At 56.5% G+C, this 18,245-nt stretch carries 13 protein-coding genes; 8 read left to right on the plus strand and 5 right to left on the minus strand.

Annotated elements, in window-relative coordinates; translation table 11 throughout:
• The first annotated feature begins 46 nt into the window (after positions 1-46).
• Positions 47-3,124, plus strand: a complete 3,078-nt coding sequence (locus C230_RS0108170; protein ID WP_018131545.1) for an efflux RND transporter permease subunit — start codon at positions 47-49, stop codon at positions 3,122-3,124.
• A 41-nt stretch (positions 3,125-3,165) separates the two neighbouring features.
• On the opposite strand, the gene C230_RS21310 is transcribed toward C230_RS0108170, so the two are convergent.
• Positions 3,166-5,121, minus strand: coding sequence for a S8 family peptidase (locus C230_RS21310; RefSeq protein ID WP_018131546.1), 1,956 nt, complete (start codon positions 5,119-5,121; stop codon positions 3,166-3,168).
• A gap of 236 nt (positions 5,122-5,357) precedes the next feature.
• On the opposite strand from C230_RS21310, the gene C230_RS0108180 reads away from it, so the two are divergent.
• Both C230_RS0108180 and C230_RS0108185 read left to right on the plus strand, forming a co-directional pair.
• The gene (locus tag C230_RS0108180; protein WP_018131547.1) at positions 5,358-6,941 is read left to right on the plus strand and encodes a DUF2254 family protein; all 1,584 of its coding nucleotides are present in this window, start codon (positions 5,358-5,360) and stop codon (positions 6,939-6,941) included.
• A gap of 130 nt (positions 6,942-7,071) precedes the next feature.
• Complete coding sequence (locus C230_RS0108185; RefSeq protein ID WP_018131548.1) at positions 7,072-8,649, plus strand: hypothetical protein; 1,578 nt, start codon at positions 7,072-7,074, stop codon at positions 8,647-8,649.
• Positions 8,650-8,949: 300 nt separating this feature from the next.
• On the opposite strand, the gene C230_RS0108190 is transcribed toward C230_RS0108185, so the two are convergent.
• Complete coding sequence (locus C230_RS0108190) at positions 8,950-9,717, minus strand: alpha/beta hydrolase (protein ID WP_018131549.1); 768 nt, start codon at positions 9,715-9,717, stop codon at positions 8,950-8,952.
• A 182-nt stretch (positions 9,718-9,899) separates the two neighbouring features.
• On the opposite strand from C230_RS0108190, the gene pdhA reads away from it, so the two are divergent.
• The 5 genes from pdhA (at position 9,900) to C230_RS19820 (ending at position 15,224) form a co-directional block, all read left to right on the plus strand.
• Positions 9,900-10,988 (plus strand): pyruvate dehydrogenase (acetyl-transferring) E1 component subunit alpha, encoded by a 1,089-nt coding sequence (gene pdhA, locus C230_RS0108195; RefSeq protein WP_018131550.1) that lies wholly within the window; start codon positions 9,900-9,902, stop codon positions 10,986-10,988.
• 3 nt (positions 10,989-10,991) lie between these two features.
• Positions 10,992-11,972, plus strand: a complete 981-nt coding sequence (locus C230_RS0108200; RefSeq protein ID WP_018131551.1) for an alpha-ketoacid dehydrogenase subunit beta — start codon at positions 10,992-10,994, stop codon at positions 11,970-11,972.
• 19 nt (positions 11,973-11,991) lie between these two features.
• The gene (locus tag C230_RS0108205; RefSeq protein WP_018131552.1) at positions 11,992-13,392 is read left to right on the plus strand and encodes a dihydrolipoamide acetyltransferase family protein; all 1,401 of its coding nucleotides are present in this window, start codon (positions 11,992-11,994) and stop codon (positions 13,390-13,392) included.
• Between the two features lie 3 nt (positions 13,393-13,395).
• Positions 13,396-14,808 carry a dihydrolipoyl dehydrogenase gene (gene lpdA, locus C230_RS0108210; protein WP_018131553.1) on the plus strand — a complete coding sequence of 471 codons (1,413 nt, stop codon included), beginning with the start codon at positions 13,396-13,398 and terminating at the stop codon, positions 14,806-14,808.
• Between the two features lie 164 nt (positions 14,809-14,972).
• Positions 14,973-15,224, plus strand: coding sequence for a hypothetical protein (locus C230_RS19820; protein ID WP_018131554.1), 252 nt, complete (start codon positions 14,973-14,975; stop codon positions 15,222-15,224).
• A gap of 44 nt (positions 15,225-15,268) precedes the next feature.
• On the opposite strand, the gene C230_RS0108220 is transcribed toward C230_RS19820, so the two are convergent.
• The 3 genes from C230_RS0108220 to C230_RS0108230 are packed head-to-tail and all read right to left on the minus strand — an operon-like array spanning position 15,269 to position 17,932.
• Complete coding sequence (locus C230_RS0108220) at positions 15,269-16,069, minus strand: ABC transporter permease (protein WP_018131555.1); 801 nt, start codon at positions 16,067-16,069, stop codon at positions 15,269-15,271.
• Between the two features lie 2 nt (positions 16,070-16,071).
• Complete coding sequence (locus tag C230_RS0108225; RefSeq protein WP_018131556.1) at positions 16,072-16,872, minus strand: ABC transporter permease; 801 nt, start codon at positions 16,870-16,872, stop codon at positions 16,072-16,074.
• Complete coding sequence (locus C230_RS0108230) at positions 16,850-17,932, minus strand: ABC transporter ATP-binding protein (protein WP_018131557.1); 1,083 nt, start codon at positions 17,930-17,932, stop codon at positions 16,850-16,852. The genes C230_RS0108225 and C230_RS0108230 overlap by 23 nt, the downstream gene beginning before the upstream one ends.
• Between the last annotated feature and the right edge of the window lie 313 nt (positions 17,933-18,245).

The raw sequence follows: 18,245 nt of genomic DNA on the forward strand, positions 1-18,245 counted from the left end.
GGTAGATTGGGTATCGTTCAGGAGGTTAGGCGGAAGGGGAATAGCCATGTCGTTTGTGTCGCGCTTCAGTGTAAAAAATCAGGTTGCAATCCTGATCCTGGTTGTTCTGGTCACGTTTGGCGGGGTCTACTCGGCCACCAGGTTCAAGCAAGAATCGATGCCGGATATTTCGATCCCTTACCTGTTTGTGACAACCGTATATGCTGGGGCGACGCCGCCAGAGGTGTTGCACCAGGTGACGCTGCCGCTGGAGAACGCATTGAAGAACGTCGAAGGTGTGAAGGCGATCAGTTCCAGTTCGGCCAACAATATCGCTGCGATTACGCTCGAATTCCCGTTTAGTGTGAACATTGCCGAGGCCAAGCGGAAAGTGGAAGAAGCGCTGAACAGCGTGCAACTCCCGTCGGACGCGGAAAAACCGAAGGTCACCAAAATTTCGTTCGACAGCGGCCCGATAATGTATACGGCTGTCTCGGCAAAAGAAGGGACATCGGAATCGGAACTCCAGAACATCGTGAAAAATCAGATCGTGCCCGCCCTGCAGGGAATCGAAGGCGTCGGCAAGGTGGAGACGCTTGGCCTGCAAGCGGACAACGTGTATATCAAGCTGGATCCGGCCAGGATGGCCGAAAAGAAAGTGTCGTTTCAGCAAGTGAGCCAGGTGCTGCAGGCGATGAACCTGACGATTCCGCTGGGCGAAGCGACCTTTAATAAAGTCCGGGAACCGGTCCAACTGACCGGTCGCGTACAATCGCTTGACGAACTGAAAAATCTGTTGATCACCCCCACCCAGGTGAAACTGCAGGAGATCGCGGAAGTCAAAAAAGGGTCGGAGCAGCGCGACACCATCTCACACGTGCAAGGACATCCGAGCATTGCGATCAACGTGGTGAAAAACAGCGACGCGAACACGGTGGAAGTGTCCGAACGCGTGATGGAGCAGTTGCAGAAATATACGAAAGACAGCAGCAAAGTGCAGCTGGACGTGATTTACGACGCATCGAATGATGTGAAAAAATCGGTCGCCGGCATGGCGCGGGAAGGGCTGTTGGGAGCGCTGTTTGCCTCGCTCCTGATTCTCTTGTTCCTGCGCAACCCGCGGGCGACAGTGATTGCGATCGTCTCGATTCCGCTGTCGATTTTTGTGGCGATGTCGCTGCTCAAATATTTTACCAACATCACGCTGAACATCATGACGCTCGGCGGGATAGCGGTCGCTGTTGGGCGGGTGGTGGACGACAGCATCGTCGTGATCGAAAACATCGTCCGCCGTTTGCAAGGGGAGACGGCTTCGAAAGAGCTGATCCTCGACGCGACAAAGGAAGTCGGCAAGGCGATCACCTCTTCGACGATTACGACGGTCGCCGTGTTTGCGCCGCTGGGGTTGCTGGACGGAATGGTCGGCAAGATTTTTGCTCCGTTCGCGCTGACGGTCGTATTTTCGCTGCTGGCGTCATTGCTGGTTGCCGTCACGGTGGTGCCGATGCTGGCGTCGCTGCTGATGCGGCGCAGGTTGCCGAAGCATCGGGTGCAAAGCGGATTGAGCCGCGGGTATCGCAAGTTGTTGAACTGGTCGCTGAACCACAAATCGGTCGTGCTGCTGGTGTCCGCGCTGGTCCTGGCGGGGAGCTATCCGCTGGCACTGCTGGCCGGCTTCACCTTCATCCCGGAGCAAAAAGAAAAGTTTGTCCGGATGACGCTGACCATGCCGAAAGGAACGGAAGTGGCCGCGGTCGACGAGAAAGTGCGGGAACTGGACCAGAAACTGCGCGAGTCGGGCAAAGTCAGGCTGTCGCAAGTAACGTCAGGCAGTCCCAGGGGAGAATTCAACCCGTTGACGATGTCGGCCGGAAAAAGCAACGAGGCGAGCTGGATCGTCAGCCTCGATCCGAATACGGATGTGGTGGCGTTTATCGAAGAAATGAAAGAGAAACTGCATCCGGGCGTGCCCGGAGCAACGCTTGATATCCAGCAAATGCAGGGAGGGCCGGGCGGCAGCGGCGTGTACATCATCGTAACGGGCCATTCGATAAACGACATTCGGGAAGCGACCAAGACGATCACCGACATGGTGAAGCGGGTCAAAGGCACCGACAACGTGCGCAATACGTTGGTTGACGAAACCAGTAGCGTGGAGATTCGCATCCGCCCCGGCGACGCCTTGAAACACGGGCTGACGACTGCGCAGGCTGCCGGCATGCTGCGCCCCTTCCTGGCGGAGCAGAAGATCGGAAAAATCGGTGACGGCAAACAGATGGACGAAATCTACCTGTCTCTGCAGGGCAACCCGCTCCGATCGGCGGCGGATATTGAAAATTTGCCGGTTCCGACGCCGGCCGGCACAGTGGTTAGGGTAAAAGACATAGCGGATGTGAAAGAGGTGCGGCAACCGGCTGTCCTGCAACTTCGAAACGGTCAAGAATACTCGACTGTGACGGGCAATATCATCGACAAGAACGAGGGGAAAGTCAATCGGGAACTGACCGCCGCCTTGCAATCGCTGAAACTTCCGGCCGGCGTGCAGTATGAGATCGCAGGCAGCAACAAAGAGATGCAAGACATGTGGCACGACATGGGGATGGCGATCCTGGTTGCGATCGGCATGGTCTACGTGGTGATGGTGGTTACGTTCGGGGAAGGAAGAGCACCGTTTGCCATCCTTTTCTCCCTGCCGTTTGCCGCTGTCGGCGCGTTGACGGGTACGGTGCTGGCCAAACAGCCGATTTCGGTGGCCAGTTTGATCGGCATGCTGATGCTGATCGGCATCGTCGTAACGAACGCGATCGTTCTGGTTGACCGGGTGCAGCAACAACGGGAAAACGGAATGACCATCCGGGAAGCGTTGTTGGAAGCCGGCGGCACCCGTTTGCGGCCGATTTTGATGACGGCGATCGCTACCATCTGTGCGCTGCTGCCGCTCGCGTTCGGCTTTGAGGAAGGTGCCCTGATTTCAAAAGGGTTGGCGGTCGTGGTGATCGGCGGTCTCCTGTCGTCCACGTTGCTGACGCTGGTCATCGTTCCGATCATGTATGAAATCACCCACCGCCGCACAGTCCGCCGGGAACTGCTGGCAGCGAGGCGTTTTCCGAAGGACACAGAGCTGACCGATTCGCGAAGCTTGTAAAAAAGTGACATGCCTGTATGCAGCGGCATGTCACTTTTTTCTCAGAAACTGAACAAGCGCCGAAGCGGCCACCACCAGGGAGTTTTGCGGAACGGGGAGGGCGGTTGGGCGGATGGTGCCGTGTCCTGGGCTTTCGCCTGCGCCTGGCGGATTGCCTCGTTTACATTGATCAGGCCCCTTCCGTAATACGGGTCAGGACCTGCCGGCCCCAGGTCGGTTGAACTGCGCAAAATGATATCTTTTACCTGATCGGCGCTGAGACCCGGATTGACCGACCTGATCAGGCCGGCCAAGCCTGCCACATGCGGCGACGCCATCGATGTTCCAGACATCGCAGCGTATCGGTGGCCGGGAAACGTGCTGGCGATCGAAACACCAGGAGCAGCCACGCCTGCGTTCGAACCGTAGTTCGAAAACGTCGCCCGCTGCCGGTTCTCATCGACCGCCGTCACCGCCAACACTTCCGGATAGGCGGCCGGGTAGCTTGGCTGGTCGGTATCATCATTGCCCATTGCGGCGACCACCAGCACGTCTTTCGACGCCGCATACTGGATCGCTTCATGCAGATAGCGGGAGTCTTCGTATTCGCCAAGCGACAGGTTGATCACCTTCGCTCCGTGATCGACCGCCCAGCGAATCCCGTCCGCAATGTCTAGCACGGAACCGCTGCCGTCCGCTCCGAGCGCTTTGATCGGCATCACTTTGGAATTCCAATTCATGCCGGCCACACCTTCGATGTTGTTCGTTTTTGCCGCAATCACACCCGCCACATGCGTGCCGTGTCCGTTGTCGTCCTGCGGATTGTCGCTGTCATTGAGCATGTTGTGTCCGGTTACCAACTGGCCTGCAAATTCCGGATGGGCGAGATCGATGCCCGTGTCGACCACAGCGATGATTGTACTCGGATTGCCGGTGGTCGTGTTCCAAGCGTTTTCGATCTGGATCAGCGGAAAATTCCACTGGTACCTTGGATACAAAATATCGTTCGGCAGGCTGTTGTGCCGCATCACACGGTGCGGTTCGACCATGCGGACGCCAATTTTTTTGAAATAGTCGACCAGTTGTTCCGTTGTCATCGAATTTGAGCGGAACACAAATGATGGCAAATGGTTTCGTTTCACGACTGTGCCGTTAATGTCAGTCTGGATCCGGGATAGGGTGGCGGCATCCGGTTCGTGGTGGAACTGGACCAACACTTCGTTCGCTTTTATACGCGGTTTCACATTTTCTGCCGGAGGCCGAACGGTAACGGAAGACGCATGCCATTTCGTCCCGTCCACATTTTGTGAAGCCGCATCGCCGCCCTGCACGTGCGGCTGTTCCGGGTGAAGCAGCACCTGGTCGCCGTCTTTCGTTTGCAGGTGGGTCTGTGTGCCCATTTGGCCGTCGACCCGATCGGCCACAGACCGCAGGTAGCCCATTTCTGCCTCCGCCGCCAAAATGCCGGCCGACTGCAGCCCCTGCACCAGCGGCAGCGCGATCGCCATCAAGAGCTGGCTCGCCTGGCCGGGTCCGTCGTACAGATCGGTCACGTAAAATTCACCCGTCTTCCGGACGCCGTCCACACTCTCCCGCATAAACTGCGGTTTGGTCGGCGTTCCCTGGGTGATCGCCCGCCCGTCCGACGTGTGCAGGACGAGCGCCCGGAACTGCGGATGCTCCTGAATCGCGTTTTTCATCAACTGGCTGCGCATCGCCGGATCGGTCGTATGATCCAGCTGGTTTGCCAGCTGCTGCAGTGCGATACGACAATCCCGAACGCACAGAGCAGTCGTCACCGCCATGTCCTGCGCGGCGATTTCCGCCCTTCCCTGCGGGCTTGTATGGTGCGCTCGCAAATTCCGTGCTCGATCAACAGGCCGGTCGGCCGGCGCTCCCGGGTAGTTGGCGATGCGAGGCGGATTTTGCAGCGGCAGGTGGAACGGCCTCGGTCCCAAAACGGTCGTAAACGCTAATAATACAGCCAGCGTGGCTCCCGCCCAGAGATAGCGTCTCATCGAAATCCCTCCTCAATAATTCCCACGAAAATGACACACAGCTTCGAAGTGGATTCCGAGTACTTTCGTGGGGACCCGAAAAAAGACAAACCAACGAAGTGTGGTGAAGCTTTGAAGCGAATTCTCATTCCTGTCGCTAGTAGTGTGTCTCCTGTAGCGGGAAGCAAAACGGCCAAATTTTTCGCCTGCTGATGGAACATACTAAAACAAGTAGCGGCAGGAAAGGACGGGGAAACATGGGACTGCATCTGTTGTTTTCCTGGTTGCTGATCGGCGCGATTTTGCTGTTCACCCCGCCCGTGTTTGACGGGGATGCGGAGACGGCGCGCAACTACCTGAATACGATCGCGCAGATCCTCGCCACGATTTTCACGCTGTCGATCTCGATCGTAATGGTGGCGATCCAGATGACCGCAAGCAAATACAGTCACCGGATCCTCGATTTTTACTTGCGGTTTCCCTATAACGTTTCGCTCTTTTCGTTTTACCTGCTGACGATTTTCCACGCGATCTACATGCTGTCGAAGATGCGGGAATTGCACAACGGCCTGATCTCACAAGCAATGGACAAGTGGATCAGCGCCGATCTGGTGCTTTTGATCGTCGGCTGCCTGTGGCTATTGGTTTACATGTACGCGGTGATGAAGCTGATGAAACCGGAGACGATCATCAGCAAAATCGAGAAGGAGTATCTGGCCGCCTACAACCGGGGCGCGTATCAGGAGGCGCTGGACAAAATCGAACAGATCGCCGATATCGGCAAGCGTTCCATTAACGATATGGATACGATGACTGCCATTCGCTGTGTCAAAAATATCGCCGACATGCTGCACAACACCCGGTTTCCGACCGCCGAACAGGACAAGGTGCTATGGTACCACAAACGGATTGTCGATCAGCTGCAGGGGCTCGCCAGCCTTTCGTTCAGCCGGCGGGAAACGGCCGTGTCTGGGGCGATTTTGCGGGAAATGTTCGAGATGGGGATGAAGTATGTGGAGTCCGGTTCCCTGAAAGCGGCCGGCGTCATCGTCGAAGGCTACACGCTGATCGTCATGAACAGCCTGGCCGGTCAGCAGCAGATGCATATGATTGCCAAGGTGGTGCAGCACATCTATGACATCACGTGCGAAGTGGTGCGGAAAAGTACGGACAAGGAAGCGGTGCATGGCTTTGTCATCACCGCTTTTCGGCATTTGCAGGAGATCGGCCGCCAGGTGGCAAAAAGCGAACTGCACGGACATTCATTTGTCGCGCAACATATCGTGTCGAACGCGTTCGGCTGTTTGCTGGCGACGATCATCGAGAAGGACGGGCCGATTTTTCCGCATCCGCTGATTTATGAACTGTTTTACGAATATGTCGAACTGACGAAACTGCTGTTCATCCGCGGCGATATGAAAGATGTGGTGGCGATCTCGACGTGGATGCGCGAGGAAATGCTGCCGAACCGCTCAGAGCTGTATATCATCCGGCCCTATCTGTACCTGTTATTGCTGCTGGCGTCAACCGCGCTGTATTTGCAGCGAACGGCGATCGTCACACTGTTGGTGCGGGCGGTCGGCAAATATTTTGAACCGAATCGGGAGCTGCTGGATCACGTGTTGGAACACCGGTTGGACATCCGCCATTTGTATGATTATCAGGAACCGCAACGGTATTTGACGGAGGTGTACCTGCTGTGGGAGGGATATTACAAGTACGCCAGCCAGTATCCGGACGGTCCCAGGCAGGCGTTGGATGTCACCCCGAAGCTGCTGGCCAGTCGGGCCGAGTGGGTCGACCTGTTTGATGGCTTGCCGCCGGAGCAGTTTTTGCGGTAAGCGGTGGCGGGAGTCGGGCGTATCGGCAGAATTTTTTCGGCAGCGAGCGGACCCTGTGCTGCCTGTCGGGGATCCCAGCATGTCTTTCCTTTCCGGGACATACACATGTCTATAGGAAAGGGGGGCTTGTATGGGCAAAAAACGGGCGGCTGCCGGCGGCGGGTTCCGCGTCCGGTTGCTTGTGGCGGTGCTTGCGGCAATTCTGGTGCATCATCTCCTGTTGACGATGGTGCAGAATGTGCTCCCTTTCCCGCGATCGTTCGGACGCGCGGAAAAAATCGGCACAACGGACACAAGCCACGCCCTGGTTCCGGTCGGGGAGGGTTCGGTGGCGTATGTAAACGGCGACTCGCTCGTCGTCCAGAATGGAACAGACGGTTCCCGGCAACAGAAAAAGCTGCTGTTGCCGGATCCCTCCCTGAAGCAGAGTTCCCGCTTCGCGATGGTTGCCGACTCGATTTACTGGATCGATCAAAACAAGCTGTTTCGCAGTCAACTGGAAGGGGAATTGTGGGGGCCGGTGCGTGATTTGGGAACCGCCACCGCCTTTGACGTGATAACGGATGGCCGCAATGTGTTTCTGATCGTCAGCGATGACAGGCAGTTGCGGATCGGCAGATGGACGGATGGAAACATGTCCGGCTGGAGTTACCTGGCGATTCAGGATGTCACGAGGGTGAAGGCTGATTTTCATTCGAACGGAAACCTGTTGATCGCCTCGCTGTCCGAATACGGGGTGTCCGACAAATCGGTGTGGTGGACAGAGTGGAGCCCGGCTACCGGACAAACGGTGCGGCAGGCGAAAATTTACTCGTTTCGGCTGAACGGCGGCCAGACGGTCGATGATTTTCAATTTGCGGCAAACGGCGGAACCGCTTGCCTGTTCCATACGGTGGCAGCGGACGGGAAGGAAAGTGGGTTGCACCTCACGCAATTTTCCCTGGAAAATCCGGGCACGGTGCAATCCAGTGAAGTGAGCATCGGGCAAAATTCGTTCCGCCACGTATCGGATGTCCAGCTGCACAAGCGTCCGGAAGGAGAGTTGGAGGCGGCGGCTGTGGCGGACGAACAGGTGTGGATGCTCCGCTTTCGGCACGGAGAAAAAATTGGTGAGGAGCGCCTGTCGGCCAAATGGGAGCAGGCCAGCCACCCCGTGTTTTTGTCAAGTGTGGAGGGACAAGCAACCGGATTGGCCTGGTTGGACCGCTCTGGCAGCGGACTGTTTTCCGTCCTTTCGACGAATGACGATCCGGTTTTCCGCAACAAAATGAACCGCTTCCGCTGGAGTGATCTGTGGCAGGCGATGTGGGAGCTTCCCGGCTTGCTTGCCGGAACCGTCTATGCTTTGGCGGCCTGCATCAAGTGGCTGCTGCCGCCCTGCTTGTATCTGGCGGTTTTGAGATGGGGGCGGAAACCAACGGAAAAACCGGATTTGCATACGGCGATCGCACTCGGCCTGTATCTGGCCAGCAAACTTCTGTTTGTCGATCAGTTTTATGCCGCTGGGACGCTCAAGTTTATGCCAGGCTGGATGACAGCTGCCGGGAGCCCCTACCTGCTGGCCGGTTGCATCAGTTTGCTGAGCTTGGCAATCGCAGGTGAATTTTGGCAGGCGAAGTCGGCCGACTCTCCGGCTCGCTGGTTTTTCCGGTTTGCCTCGGTCGATGTGTTGAACAGTGTGTTGTGGTACGGATTTTTTATTCGCTAGGAACAACGGCGCCCTTGCCGATTCGCTGCAAGGGCGTATAAGTTTTTGTCCTGCTTGTGTAATGAGGGTTATCAACTTCGGGTCCATAAACAAACTCCAATCACCGGATATGGTTAAGGTGATCGTGCAAGTTTCTGGATATGCGAGTGGTGAACACATCTTTTTCCGGCTGGCATTGGCCCCTCTTTTCTGTATTACTCACCCTCATTTTTGACTCCTGTATTATATAATAGTTTGACACTGTTTTTCTTTGATATTCATGTTTTAGTAGAAATGTTTCGCAACAATTGCTATACTGTATCATGAAACCCAAATCGCCGGTCGGAAGAAATGCCGCAGGGCATCCGGCAGTTCCTGCTGCCAGAATCCCCAGGTGTGGATGCCGGGTTTCTCCAGATAGGTGAAATTGGCATGCTTACCGCTCAGAAGGTCGCGTGCCGCCCGATTCATTTTGACAAAATCGAGCGGGCCGAGATGCGTGTCCACTGCCGTTTCCTGTTCGCCCACCAGCATGTAGATATGAAACGGGGGGAACGGATCGGTCGCCCGCATCCGGTCGAGCAGCGGCTCGATGAAAGCGCCGGATAGGCTGATGATCCCCTGGAACAGTTCGGGCTTGTCCAACGCAATGTCAAACGAGACCGTGCCGCCGAGCGAATCTCCGGCCAGCACCCGCTGCAGCCCGCTATCGGGGACCTGGAACCGATTTTCGATGAACGGGATCAGTTCTTGCAAAAAGAACTGACGGTACGCCCGGTTGCCCGAGCCGAGCGAACTGTATTCGGCCGTCCGCCGCTGCCGGGTGACATCGACACCGACGATGAGGAAAGGCTGCAGCCCTTCTTCCAGAATCAGTTGATAGGCGAATGTCGCGATCCGCCCATACATAAAAAAGTCCTGGCCATCCTGTGTATACAAAATCGGGTATGTCAGCAGTTCGTTGTAACCTGGCGGAACAAAGATGCGAATGTCGACCGACCGTCCCAGATGCGCGCTCTCGACCGATTCGCCGATCACTTTTCGTTTGTATGCGTCTGTCATGGCAATCGCTCCTTCGATCAGGATCATGTGCTCCGCGCGGCCCCTGCGGCTGGCGTCGCTTTGCCGGAGTTTTGGCCTGCTGCAGCGGAGTTCGTCTGGAAGGTTTGTGCATTGTCGAATAATTGGCTATATGTACGGCAAGCTAGTGTTAGCATAAGGCTACGGTACATATATCCAGTTTTCAATATTGGAAATAAGAGGTGATTCTTATGACCACCGGATTGATTGAGGTATCCAATTCGGAAAAGTTTACCCCGCTCCAGATTATCGCACCTGACGGAAAAGTCAAGAATTCGAACATGATGCCAAAGCTCGACGACGATCAACTGCGGGAACTGATGCGGCGGATGGTGTTCACCCGCGTTTGGGACCAACGGGCGATCAGCCTGAACCGGCAGGGCCGCCTCGGCTTTTACGCTCCGGTTGCCGGGCAGGAAGCGACGATGATCGGCAGCCAGTTCGCCCTGCAAAAAGAGGACTGGATCCTGCCGAGCTACCGGGATATTCCGCAGATGGTGTGGCACGGACTGCCGCTTTATCAGGCGTTTCTCTATTCGCGCGGTCACCAGCACGGGTTTACGATTCCGGAAGGCGTCAATGTGTTGATGCCGCAGATCATCATCGGCGCCCAGATCGTCCAAACGACCGGTGTGGCGATGGGCCTGAAGCTGCGGGGGAAGAAAAACGTGGCGCTCACCTTTATCGGCGACGGCGGCACCTCGCAGGGGGATTTCTACGAAGGGATCAACTTTGCGGGCGCGTACAATGTCCCGGCGATTTTTGTGATCCAGAACAACCGGTACGCGATCTCTGTTCCGATCGAAAAGCAAACGAAGGCGCAAACCCTCGCGCAAAAAGGGGTGGCGGCCGGCATCACCAGCATCCAGGTCGATGGCATGGACGTGCTCGCCGTGTACAAGGCTGTGTATGACGCAACCGAGCGCGCTCGCAACGGGGAAGGTCCGACATTGATTGAAGCGCTCACCTACCGCTACGGTCCGCACACGATGGCCGGCGATGACCCGACCCGTTACCGTACAGGGGAAGAAGCGAGCGAGTGGGAGCAAAAGGATCCGCTGATCCGCTTCCGCAAGTTCCTTGAATCAAAGGGGCTGTGGACCAAGGAAGACGAGGACAGGGTGATCGAAGAAACGAAAAATGCGGTTGCCGAAGCGATCAAACAGGCAGACGAATACCCGAAAATGAAAGTGACCGATCTGATCGATTCGGTGTTCGAAACGACACCGCCGCATCTGGAAGAGCAGAAACAAGAGTTTTTGGCCAAGGAGGGGAACTGATCCATGGCACAGATGACCATGATTCAGGCGATTACTGACGCGATGCGCGTCGAACTCCAGCGTGACCCGAACGTTCTGGTGTTCGGCGAAGACGTCGGCAAAAACGGGGGCGTGTTCCGGGCGACGGACGGCCTGCAGAAAGAGTTCGGCGAACACCGGGTGTTCGACACGCCGCTGGCCGAGTCAGGGATCGGCGGTCTCGCGGTCGGTCTGTCGCTGCAGGGTTTCCGGCCGGTTGCGGAGATCCAGTTTTTCGGATTCGTGTTCGAAGTGTTCGACGAGATTGCGGCACAGGCGGCGCGGATGCGCTACCGTTCGGGCGGCCGTTATCACTGTCCGATCGTGTTCCGCTCGCCGTTTGGCGGCGGCGTAAAAACGCCTGAACTGCACGCGGACAGCCTGGAAGGGTTGATGCTGCAAACCCCCGGCCTGAAAGTGATCATTCCGTCCAACCCGTATGACGCGAAGGGGCTCTTGATCGCCGCGATCCGGGACAACGATCCGGTGATTTTCCTTGAGCATATGAAGCTGTACCGCTCGTTCCGCGGCGAAGTTCCGGAAGGCGAATACACAGTGCCGATCGGCAAGGCAAACGTGGTGCAGGAAGGGTCGGACGTGACGATCATCACCTACGGCGCGATGGTACATACTTCCCTGAAAGCGGCTGCGGAGGCGGAAAAAGCGCGCGGCGCAAAAGTGGAAGTGATCGATTTGCGGACGGTCTGGCCGATTGACATCGAGACGATTTTGCAGTCGATCCAGAAGACGAAGCGGGCGATCGTTGTGCAGGAAGCGCCGCGCAATTCGGGCGTGGCGGCGGAAGTGATGGCGCAGATTATGGAAAAAGGGGTGCTCTATCTGGAGGCGCCCGTGCTGCGTGTAACGGCCCCGGAGACACCGTATGCGTTCGCGCAGATCGAGGATGAATGGCTGCCCGATCCGGCGCGCGTGCTGAAAGCGATCAACCAGGTGCTCGATTTCTAGGCCGAAGGGGGGAATGAGAATGAGCAAATTCGAATTCAAGCTGCCGGACATCGGCGAAGGCATTCACGAGGGCGAAATCGTTAAATGGCACATCAAGCCGGGCGACACGGTGGAAGAAGACCAGGCGATTCTGGAAGTGCAAAACGACAAGGCGGTCGTCGAGATCCCGAGCCCGGTGAAAGGGAAAGTGCTCGAGATCAAGGTGCCGGAAGGCACGGTGGCGACCGTCGGCACGACGCTGGTGACGTTTGAGGTGGAGGGCGCGGCGCCCGAGCAGCAGGAGTCGGCGGCGGAAACGGAAAGCGGGGCGGCGGATGCTGCGAATGAGCATGCGGTGAACCGCGGCGATGAGAGTAAGCGGGCAGCAGCGCAGAAGGGGGCGCAGGCGGACGAGCCTGCGGCGAAAGCGGCCGGTGCTGCGGAAGCGCTGCCGCCGACCGATCACCGGAAGGTGCTGGCGATGCCGAGCGTACGCAAGTTTGCGCGCGAGCAGGGTGTAAATCTCAACACGGTGCAGGGGACCGGGCCGAACGGCCGGATCACGAAGGAAGACGTGCTGCGGGCGAAAGAAGGTGGAGCCGCAATAGCGAAAGCGGAGGCGCAGGCAGCGGTGCCTGCTGCAGAGGCGGCTGAGCAAGCGGTTGCTGCGCCGGCGGACGAAGAGAAGCGGGATGCACAGGAACAGCCCGCCGGGCCGCCGAGGGGGCCGCTCACAGGAGTGGCGGAAGAGCGCGTTCCGTTGCGCGGCATCCGCAAGGTGATCGCGAATGCGATGGTCAAGTCGATGTATACGGCACCGCATGTGACGATCATGGATGAAGCCAACGTGACCAAGCTCGTTCAGCTACGCAATGAGCTGAAACCGGCCGCAGAGAAAAAAGGAGTCAAGTTGACCTACCTGCCGTTTGTCGTCAAAGCGGTCGTCAGCGGCTTGCGCAAGTTCCCGACGTTGAACGCGTCGATCGATGACGAGAAGAGCGAAATCGTATACAAATACAACTACCACATCGGCATTGCAACCGATACGGACAACGGGCTGATCGTGCCGGTTGTATTTGACGCAGACCGCAAGAGCATGTGGACGATCGCCGATCAGATCCGCGATCTGGCAAGCCGCGGCCGGGAAGGAAAGCTGTCCCCGAACGAACTGAAGGGTAGCACCTTCACGATCACCAACATCGGTTCCGCCGGCGGCATGTTCTTCACGCCGGTGATCAACTATCCGGAAGTGGCGATCCTGGGAACGGGCCGCATCACAGAAAAACCGGTGGTCGTCAACGGTGAAATCCAGGTGGCGCCGGTGATGGCATTGTCGCTCAGCTTCGACCACCGATTGATCGACGGGGCGACCGCCCAGCAGTTTATGAATCACATCAAGCAACTGCTGGAAGATCCGCAGATGCTGCTGATGGAGGTATAAAACATGGTCGTAGGAGAATTTAGCACGGAAATCGACGTGCTGGTGATCGGCGCCGGACCGGGCGGCTATGTGGCTGCCATCCGGGCTGCCCAGCTCGGCAAAAAAGTTTTGATTGTGGACAAGGCGGAACTGGGCGGAGTCTGTCTCAATCGCGGCTGCATCCCCAGCAAAGCGTTGATTTCTGCCGCCCACCGGTACGAGGAAATGCAACACTCGGACGATATGGGATTCACCGCCGAGGGCGTCAAGGTCGATTTTCAAAAAGTTCAAAGCTGGAAGCAGGGGATTGTCAAAAAATTGACCGGCGGTGTCGGCTCCCTGCTGAAAGGCAACGGTGTGGAAATTATCAATGGCGAAGCGCTATTCGTGTCGCCCAGCGAAGTCCGGATTTACCAGGGCAACGAGTTCAACCGGTACAAGTTCAACCATTGCATCATCGCCACCGGTTCCCGCCCGGTTGAACTGAAAGCATTCCCGTTTGGCGGCCGCATCCTGTCCTCGACGGAAGCTTTGCAACTGGATGAGATTCCAAAGAGTCTGGTTGTGATCGGCGGCGGCTACATCGGGATCGAGCTGGGCCAAACGTTCGCCAAGTTCGGTACGAAAGTCACGGTGATCGAGGGCGCCGATCAGATTTTGCCGCAATTTGAGAGCGAGATCGTGCGTTGGGTACAACGGAAGCTGAAGAAAGACGGCGTCAAGGTCCATACGAAGGCAAAAGCGCTGTCTGCGACGCAAACCGACTCGAACGTCACGGTGAAATTTGAGGTGGACGGAGAAGAAAAGGAAGTCACGGCCGACTACCTGCTGGTGACGGTCGGACGGGTGCCCAACACGGACGAACTGGGACTTGACGAGATCGGACTGCAAAAAGACGAGCGCGGCTACATCAAGGTCGACAACCAATGCAGGACCAACATCGAAAATGTGTACGCGATCGGCGACATTGTGGCCGGACCGGCGTTGGCCCACAAGGCATCGTATGAAGGCAAGGTGGCGGCCGAAGTGATCGCCGGACATGCGAGCGCCGTCGATTACAAATGCATCCCGGCGATCGTGTTCTGCGATCCGGAAATCGCAAGCGTCGGGTTGAGCGAAACGGAAGCGAAGGAAAAAGGTTACTCGGTGACGACGGGCAAATTCAACTACGCCGCGAACGGCCGAGCCCTGTCTCTGAATGCAAATGAAGGATTCGTCAAACTCGTCGCGGACAAAGACAGCGGTGTCGTGCTTGGCGGGCAGATCGTCGGTCCGGGCGCACCCGATTTGATTGCGGAAATCGGTCTATCAATTGAGATGGGCGCGACCCTGGAGGATATCGCGTTGACGATCCACGCCCACCCGACGCTCGGCGAGATGGTGATGGAAGCAGCCGAGAACGCGCTTGGACAAGGTGTTCATACACTGACCAAGTAACTTGGGAAATCAACACGCTTGATCCCTGCAAGGGGTTGATCGAGGGCGCCGCCATGGCGCTCTTTTTGTATCGGCGTGGCGGAATGCACCCCACATATTTCTCCCGGGGTTCGGTTACCGTAAGACAGAACAGATTGTCTTACGGAAGGGTGTGGAGAGTACAAATGGCAAAAGAAGAACGGTATGCGGGCCACGGGTACAATTCGGAAGCGCTGCGGCGGGCGGCCGGGATTGTGGGGCAGGAAGTGTCAAAAGACGTCAACCGGTTGACAAAAGACGAAGAAGATCCGGAAGGCGCCCTGATGACCACGTATGTGCAGGTGATGGACGCTTACCGGGAAGGCACCATCGATGCAGCAATCGAAGATTCGTTGAACGAGGTCGACGCGATCCCGCGTACAGGATACGAACAGTAAATTGCAACAACCACACCACCACCGGTGTGGTTGTTTTTAGGGCCTCAAGACCCCGTGCTCTGATACTGCCGCAATCCCCACCGCCATGCAAAATAGGCTAAGCCGCACAAAATCACCGCCACCAGCGGCGATGCATAGGCGAGTGCCGGATGGTTCACTTTGTCCCATTTTCCAAGCAATAAGAGGCTAGGATAGTAGTTCATAAAGGCAAACGGCAAGATAAAAGTAACAATTGCTCTGACACTTCGCCCGAACATGTCGAGCGGGTATTGCTGTACAAGATTGAAGCTGAATTGCGTGGCTGCGTTGACGATCGCCTGCGAACGCGCGGTCTTGAACGCGATTGTCGACAGGATCAGCACGATCGACACTTCCACCGCCGTCGAAGCGGGCACGATCAGGGCGAACCACCCGAACATGCTCCATGACCAGTGCAACCCGAGCTTTTGGTAAGCGAGCGTCAGCATACTGGATGATAAGAGCAGGTCTCCCACGCCGAGATAATGCACTTCCCTTCCGAGAAACTGCACCAAGGGCGACGCTGGACGGGTCAAAAAGCCGTCAAACGTTCCCTGCACAATATAATCGTCGAGCAGCGAGATCTGCCGGAAGAAAATCGAGCGGAAGCTGTGACCCAACAACCACAGGTTATAAAGGAACACAATTTCCCAAAACGTCCATCCGTTCAAGTTTTCGAACCGTTGCAAGAGCACCCAGGTCGTCCCGAGCGTCGCTCCGTTTAACACAAACACCCCGAAGATGCCCATCAAAAAATCGGCCCTGTACTGCAACCGGGACAAAATCGACGCCCGTAACATCGCTCCGTATACGCGAAGCTGCTGCATCCTTATCCCCCCTGTACCACAAGCTGCCGTTGCATCCGGCTCCACACCAACCGCACGATCCCGTACAACACAACCGTCCAGATCGCCTGCTGCAGCACGGCATGCCAAACCGCTTCGCCGTTCAACTTGTGAATGTAAATAGACAGCGGCGTATAAAAAATCGACTGGAACGGCAAATATGCAATCACCTTTTGCATCGATTCCGGATACATCCAAAGCGGAATCAGTTGTCCCGACAAAAACCGCAACATCGCCCAGTAGGTGAAGAAAAAGCCGAGCAGATCCAGCGTTTTGAACGAAATCATACCGAACAAAAAATTGCAGAAAAACAGAATCAGCCAGGAGAACACAACGCTCAACAGAAACCAGCCAAACTGCCCGACATTTTGCGGTACCGTGAGATCCAACAGGATGTACGATGTAGCCACTGGCGGCAACACATAAAACACGGTCCGAGCCATTGCTTCTCCCGAATACCGTAGCAGCATGTGCAGCGGAAAATCGAGCGGGCGCAACAGATCGTTCGCAATCATTCCTGTCTTGATCTGGGTGGTCAAATAGTGATGCGGGCCGCTGTCGGTCGTCAGAATCATGTCGAGTATCACCCCGAGCACCGCATATGTGATCATCGCGTCCAGGTTGACGGAGCCGAAGATGTGCGGCGCTTGTCCGTATAAAACCCGCCAAAGCGTAAACACGACAAACATCTGGACAAACAGTGCAAACATCTCCGACCAGAAATTGAGCCGGTACGCGGACAGGTTGAGAAAGCTCTGGCGGCTAAACATCCAGAACAACTGCATGCGGATCCTCCTTAGCGCTGCCCGGCGCCTGTGAAGCAGCGGCGTCACTTGTGCCCTGTGGATGTTGTTTCCGTTCCATCCCTGATTCATAAATCTGGCGGACGACCGATTCGATTTCCGGCTCTTCCACCGTCAGGTCGCGAATCCGGTGTGTTCGGGCCAGTTCCAGCATCAATTGCGATGCGGAAACCTTGTCCTTGTCGAACGAAAGCCAGATGCGGCTGCCTTCCTGCCGCACCAGCCGGGCTTGCGGCAGATGTAAGCCGGCGGGATCCAGTTCGTCTTCCAGCTCGATCACCAGGGTCCGCTCGCCGCCAAATTGATGTTTCAAATTGTCGATCGAACCGTCGTACAAAATCCGGCCGTCGTCGATGATCATCACCCGGCTGCACAGTTTTTCGATGTCGGTCATGTCGTGCGTCGTCAGCAGCACCGTCACTTTCCGGTTCAGATTGATTTCGCGGATAAAGCTGCGTAATTTTTCTTTCGCCAGCACATCGACGCCAATCGTCGGCTCGTCGAGAAACAAAATCTCGGGATCGTGCAGCAGCGCCGCCGCCAAATCCGCCCGCATCCGTTGACCGAGCGACAGTTGGCGGACCGGTGTATGTTCGAACTCGTGCAAGTCCAGCAGCTCGCGGAACAGGTCGAGGTTGCGCCGGTAGCGATCGTCCGGAATCTTGTGGATCGTCTTCAGCACCCGGTAGGACTCGATCGGCGGAATGTCCCACCAGAGTTGGGTTTTTTGGCCAAACACCACGCCGATGTTTTTCGCATGCTGTTTGCGCTGCTTGTACGGAACCAGGCCGGCCACCCGGATGTCGCCCGATGTGGGCAGCAAAATCCCGGTCAGCATTTTGATCGAGGTCGATTTTCCGGCGCCGTTCGGGCCGATGTAGCCGACCAGCTCTCCTTTGTCGATCGTGAAGCTGATATCCTTGACGGCTGTATGCACCGTGTAGTTTGTGTTCCACAGGTTGCGGATGGAGGCGAAAGGGCCTTTTTTCGGAATCAGCCGCTTGAATTCCTTGCGCAGATGAGAGACTTCGATGATTGGCATGGCTCGTACTCTCCTCCCTCAAAGAATTAATGTTTTCTTCGTTTTTCTCGCCATTACGCATGTTTTCATCTTTCACGAACGAAGCGCTTGAGGATAATATTTGACGAAAAGTGAATATTTGGGATCGACCCGTTGGCGGGAACAGAGATGTTGGTCACCTCGTTTTTAAAAGCCATATGGTCGCATATGGATCTCCACATGTACCCTTGCGGTTTACCCTCCCATATCTCCCTGGGTCGATGCCCTTACATTCCTTCGTTCTACCTCTCAAGGGGTGGAGGCCGGGTAAGCTCCTTTACGGGGTCGTTGCCCT

The organism is Effusibacillus pohliae DSM 22757, assembly GCF_000376225.1.
GTDB lineage: Bacteria > Bacillota > Bacilli > Tumebacillales > Effusibacillaceae > Effusibacillus > Effusibacillus pohliae.